5 protein-coding genes are annotated in these 5,619 nt (G+C 66.4%); 4 read left to right on the top strand and 1 reads right to left on the bottom strand.

Going from position 1 to position 5,619, the window contains the following annotated elements:
• Positions 1-772: molybdopterin cofactor-binding domain-containing protein (locus K2W81_RS14275; RefSeq protein WP_294105490.1), on the top strand; the 772-nt coding region annotated here is incomplete at its 5' end.
• A 174-nt stretch (positions 773-946) separates the two neighbouring features.
• On the opposite strand, the gene K2W81_RS14270 is transcribed toward K2W81_RS14275, so the two are convergent.
• The gene (locus K2W81_RS14270; RefSeq protein WP_294105488.1) at positions 947-1,624 is read right to left on the bottom strand and encodes a GcrA family cell cycle regulator; all 678 of its coding nucleotides are present in this window, start codon (positions 1,622-1,624) and stop codon (positions 947-949) included.
• Positions 1,625-1,708: 84 nt separating this feature from the next.
• On the opposite strand from K2W81_RS14270, the gene K2W81_RS14265 reads away from it, so the two are divergent.
• The 3 genes from K2W81_RS14265 to K2W81_RS14255 form a co-directional block, all read left to right on the top strand.
• Positions 1,709-2,563 carry an ABC transporter permease gene (locus K2W81_RS14265; RefSeq protein ID WP_294105487.1) on the top strand — a complete coding sequence of 285 codons (855 nt, stop codon included), beginning with the start codon at positions 1,709-1,711 and terminating at the stop codon, positions 2,561-2,563.
• A gap of 67 nt (positions 2,564-2,630) precedes the next feature.
• On the top strand, positions 2,631-3,692 hold the full coding sequence (locus K2W81_RS14260) for an efflux RND transporter periplasmic adaptor subunit (RefSeq protein WP_294105485.1): 1,062 nt from the start codon (positions 2,631-2,633) through the stop codon (positions 3,690-3,692).
• Positions 3,689-5,619, top strand: a 1,931-nt coding sequence (locus K2W81_RS14255) for an efflux RND transporter permease subunit (RefSeq protein WP_294105483.1), incomplete at its 3' end; no start/stop codon positions are given. The genes K2W81_RS14260 and K2W81_RS14255, both read left to right, overlap by 4 nt.

The following is a 5,619-nucleotide window of genomic DNA, read 5'->3' as shown; positions in this document are numbered from 1 at the left end:
GGCCGCGATCGGCAGCGACGGCAAGATCGCTGCTTTGCGCTATGATTTCGCCCAGCCCGAGGCGGGGCTGCCTGATGTGCCCTTCTTCTATGACTTGCCCGCAGCGATGCGGCGGCACTTCAAGCAGGTGTCGAACCAGACGGTCGGCGCGTGGCGATCGGTCAATGCGACGCAGCATGGCTTCTACGCCGAGAGCTTCATGGACGAACTGGCGCATGCGGCGGGCGTCGATCCCTTCGAGTTCCGCAAGCGCCATTTGAAGCCGGGGTCGCGCCATCTCGCGGTGCTTGAGCAAGCCGCCAAGCTCGGCGGCTGGGGCACACCGCTACCCGCAGGTGTCGGACGTGGCATCGCGATGGTCGAATCGTTCAATACGATTGCCGCGCACGTGACCGAAGCGACGCTGAAAGAAGATGGCACGCCCAAGGTGCTCAAGGTCACTGCAGTGGTCGACTGCGGCACGGTGGTGAACCCGCGCAATGCCGAAGCGCAAGTGATGGGCGGCATCGTCATGGGGCTCTCAACCGCGATCGGTGAAGCGATCACGCTCGACAAGGGCGCGGTGCAGCAGAGCAATTTCAGCGACTATGAGGTGCTGAAGCTGGCCGATGCACCGGCGATTGCCGTGCACTTCATCAACAGCGGGCACGATATGGGTGGCCTCGGCGAACCTGGCCTGCCCCCCGCTGCGCCTGCACTGGCGAACGCCCTGTTCGCAGCGACAGGCAAGCGCGTGCGCAACCTGCCGATCCGGGATCAGGCGAAAGCCTAGGCTGACGCCCCAAGCGGTTTAGAGGCGTATGTGATCATACGAACTCACTAGAGCCCCTCCCCTTTAGGGGAGGGGTTGGGGTGGGGCCTCTCCACCGGCGCAGCGCTTGCGGACAGGCCCCACCCCTGCCCCTCCCCTGAAGGGGAGGGGTGAGTTGGTTTGATCATCACTGCCTTAACGAACCCTCGGGCCGCCGAACGGCAGTGGCGGCGGCGGGCGGCGATCGCGGCGGGGGAGCTGTGCCTGATAGGCATGGCCGCAGTGATCGACGCAGTACGGAAAACCGGGGTTCACCTTTTCGCCGCAAAAGTGGAAATCGGGCTCGCCGGGGTGACCGAGCGGCCATTTGCAGATGCGGTCGTTGAGATCGAGCAAGGTCGTCTTGCCCGCCATATCGGCCGACGGGCGCGCGGGGACGAGGCGACGCGGCGGCGCGGGCGCGATCGGCGCCTGCTGCTCGCCGGGGGCCTGACGCAGAAAGCCGCCGGGGCCGACCGAGCGCATGATGACGGTGGGTGCCTTCGGCGCCTCGGGCGCGGCCACATCGTCTGACTCGACCGTCTCATCGACTTCGGGTTCGACCTCGACCGGCGCCGCAACCACGACCGGTGCGGGCTTCGGCGTGGGCTTGGGCGCAGGCGCTGCGACTGCCTCGCGCACGACCGGCGCGGGCTTGGCTTCGACTTCGTTGGGCTTCACCGGCGACGGGCGTGCTTGCAGCCCGAGCCGGTGCGCCTTGCCGATCACGGCATTGCGGCTGACCCCACCCAGCGTTTCGGCGATCTGGCTGGCGGTCAGGCCCTTTTCCCACATCGTCTTCAGCGTATCGATCCGCTCGTCGGTCCAGCTCATGCTCATCCTTCAAAAATCCTGCCTCGGCGCCCCGCGAGCCATGCCGCCTTGCGGGGCACAGCGCCAGCGTTTAGGCGCAATCTCATGTCCAGCACGCCCGGAAACGCCCCCGAACCGCTCAGCCCACCCCTCAGCCCACCGGGTGTTCCGGTCATCCGCAACGTCAATTGGGGCGGTCTGCGAACGCTCTATATCAAGGAGGTGCGGCGGTTCTTCAAGGTCCAGCTGCAAACCGTGTGGGCGCCGGCGATGACAACGCTGTTGTTTCTGGTGATCTTCACTGTCGCGACTGGCAGCAAACGGCCCGTCCAGATCGGCGGCACAGCAGTGCCTTTCGCCGACTTTCTTGCGCCCGGGCTGATCGTGATGGGGATGCTGCAAAACGCCTTCGCCAATTCGAGCTTCTCGCTGCTGGTGGGGAAGATCCAGGGGACAATCGTCGATTATCTGATGCCGCCGCTGTCGACGGGGGAGCTGCTCGCCGGGATGGTCGGCGGTGCCGTCACCCGCGCTGTCTGCGTCGGGCTCGCGGTGTTCCTGGCGATGCAGTTCTGGCCCGGCGTCCATGTCGTGCCGCAGCACCCGCTCGCGATCATTTGGTTCGGGCTGCTTGGTGCCGTGTTCCTGTCGTTCGTCGGGATTTTGACGTCGATGTGGGCGGAGAAATTCGATCACGCCGCTGCCGTCCAGAATTTCCTGATCGCGCCGCTGACCCTGCTGTCGGGCACTTTCTATTCGGTCGACAAGCTGGCGCCTGCGTTCCAGACGTTCAGCCATTTCAACCCGTTTTTCTACATCATCTCCGGGTTTCGGTACGGCTTCCTGCTCGATGCCGATTCGGATGTGGTGTTTGGCGGCGCGGTGATTCTGGGGCTCGACATCGCGATTGGTTTGCTGTGCTATCAGTTGCTGCGGCGCGGCTGGCGGTTGAAGAACTAAAGCCGCGATTGCGCGCGCCCAAGAAAATTCAGTTTTAAATCGCCACTGAATACGTTATGCCCGTGTCATGACGGGGAGAGCGGCGATGCGGCGTGGGGTGATTTTGGCGACGGCCGCGCTGCTGGCAAGCTGCGGCAAGCCCGCGACCGCGCCCAAGGAAGCACCGGCTGCACCGCCGCAGGTCCGCGTGACCCCCGTCGGCGGCGATGTGCAGGCCGCCGAGGTTACCGGCGTCGGTACCGTCGCGCTGCGGCGCGAAGCGTCGCTCGGCTTCACCAGCGCGGGGCGTATCCTGCGCATGACCGTCAACGAAGGCGACCGTGTGCATCGCGGGCAGTTGCTGGCCGCGCTCGACACCACCACCGTCGCTGCCGATCTCGCCCGCGCCCGCGCCGAACGCGCGCGCGCTGCCGCCGAGTATAAGCGCAGCGAAACGCTGATGGCGCAGGGCTGGATCACCCGGCCCCGGCTCGAAAACGCCAAGGCCGCGCTCGAATCGGCAGATGCGCAGGTCCGCGCGGCGGGGTTCCAGACCGCCAATGCGACGATCGTCGCGCCGGGGAGCGGCACCGTACTCGCGCGACTGACCGAGCCCGGCCAGGTCGTGGCGGCAGGCACCCCGGTGCTGATCGTCGGTGAGGAAGCGAGCGGCTATGTGCTGCGCGTGCCGCTGTCGGATCGCGACGCCGCGCGGCTCACGGCCGGCACGCCTGCGACCGTAACACTGGCCGCGCTTGGCGACGCGCCGATGGCGGGCCGCGTGGTTGAAATCGGCGGTCGCGCTGACCGGGCCACCGGCACCTTCGCCGTCGAGATCGGCCTGCCCGACGACAAGCGCTTGCGCTCGGGCCAGATCGGTAACGCCCGGATCACGGCGGGCGGGGTCGGCCAGTCGGTGCTCCGGGTGCCCGCCAATGCAGTGTTCGCGGTGCGCGCGGGCGAGGGCTTCGTCTATGTCGTCGATCGTGGCCGCAAGACCGTTGCGCTGCGCCGCGTCGGCGTTGCCGAGGCGACCGACAGCGGCGTCCGCGTGACCAATGGCCTCACGCGCGGCGAGCTGGTCGCGACCTCGCGCGTCGACCGGCTGAAGGACGGGATGAAGATCGACCCGATCGGCGCCTCGCGATGAATCTGACGGCATTTGCCGTTCGCCGCTGGCAGGTGACGATGCTCGTCTTCCTGCTGCTCGCGGCATTGGGCGCGCAGGCGTTTCTGACCATCCCGCGCTCGGTCGATCCGCATTTCCCGATTTCGGTCACGGTGGTGACCGTGGTGCTCCCCGGCGCCGACGCCGCCGAGATTGAGGAAACCGTCGCCAAGCCGATTGAGGACGATCTGCAAGGCCTCGACCATGTCCGCGAGATTCGCTCGACCGCGACCGACGGGCTGGCGGTGATCTCGGTCGAATTCGAACATGGCACCGATGCCGAACAATCGCTCGACCGCGTCGTCCGCCAAGTCGGCGCGATCCGCGACCGGTTGCCGCAGGGCATTCAGCGCATCGATTATCGCCGCCCGCGCACCACCGAAGCCGGGGTGCTCCAGCTCGCGCTGACGAGCGAAACCGCGAGCTGGCGGCGGATGGTCAAATATGCCGATGACCTGCGCGACCGGCTTAACGTCGTCCCCGGCGTGCGCACAACCGCGATCGACGGCGCCGCGCGACCGGAAGTGCGGGTGGCGATCGACGCCGGGCGCTTGGCGGAGGCTGGGCTGCCCGCTTCTGCCGTCGCCAATGCCGTGCGGCAGGGCGGCACGGATCTGCCCGCAGGGGCGGTGACGGGCGGCGGGCGGCGGTTCAACATCGACGCCGGTGGCGCCTTCCGCACGGTCGAGGCAGTGCGCGACGTGCCGCTGCGCGCGAACGACGGTCGATTGCTCCGGGTGGGAGAGATTGCGCAAGTCGACTGGGCGGAGGCCGAGCGCACCCACATCACCCGCTTCAACGGCAAGCGCGCGCTGTTCGTGACAGTCCGTCAGAAGGACGAGATCGACGCGGGCACCTTGCGCGATTCGCTGGTCAAGGCAGTGGGGTCGTTTCGTGCGCAACTGCCGCCCGACATGAAGCTCGAAGTTGGTTTTGACCAGAGCCGCGACATCGATCGCAAATTGACCCAGCTCAGCCACGACTTCCTGATCGCGCTCGGGCTGGTGCTGATCACGCTCTTCCCGCTCGGCTTCCGCCCGTCGCTGATCGTGATGGTATCAATCCCGCTCAGCCTCGCGATGGGGCTGCTGATGCTGTCTTTATTCGGCTATTCGCTCAACCAGATCACGATTTCGGGGTTCATTTTATCGCTCGGGCTGCTGGTCGACGATTCGATCGTGGTCACTGAGAATATCGAGCGCCACATCCGCGACGGCGATCAGCCGATCACCGCTGCCGTCACCGGCACGCGTGAGATTGGGCCAGCGGTCGCGGGCGCGACCGGCGTGCTGTTGTGCGCGTTCATGCCGCTCATCTTCCTGCCCGAAGGGGCGGGAGATTTCGTGCGCGGCCTGCCGGTGTCGGTGATGCTGACGGTCGCCAGCTCGCTGATCGTGTCGCTGACGATCATCCCGTTCATCGCCAGCCGCATGCTGAAACCCCATGCGCCCGAAGGCAACGCAGCTTTGCGCGTCGTGATGGGCGGCATTCACCGCATCTATGCGCCGATCCTGCGCGGCGCGCTCAATCGCCCGCGCGTCTGGTTCTATGGCGCGATGCTGTTGTGCTTCGGCGCGTTCGGGCTGGTGCCGGTGCTCGGCTTTTCGCTCTTCCCCTCGGCTGAAACGCCCTATTTCCTCGTGCGTGTCGAAACGCCCGAGGGCAGCAGCATTGCGGCCACTGACAAGGCGGTGCGCGACGTTGCGAGCGTGCTGAAGGCCGAGCCGGCGATCACCAACGTCATGGAAAATGCGGGGCGCGGGAATCCGCAAATCTATTACAACATCTCTCCGCGTGACGAGCGCCCGCGCTATGGCGATGTGTTCGCGACGCTCAACGAATGGGACGTGCGCGAGAGCCCGAAACTGCTCGCGCGACTGCGCAGCAAATTCGGCGCCTATCCCGATGC

It is taken from the genome of Sphingomonas sp., assembly GCF_019749955.1.
Classification (GTDB): Bacteria; Pseudomonadota; Alphaproteobacteria; order Sphingomonadales; family Sphingomonadaceae; genus Sphingomonas.
Note: the sequence above shows the minus strand (reverse complement) of the source record. Positions and strands in the feature narration are given on the sequence as shown.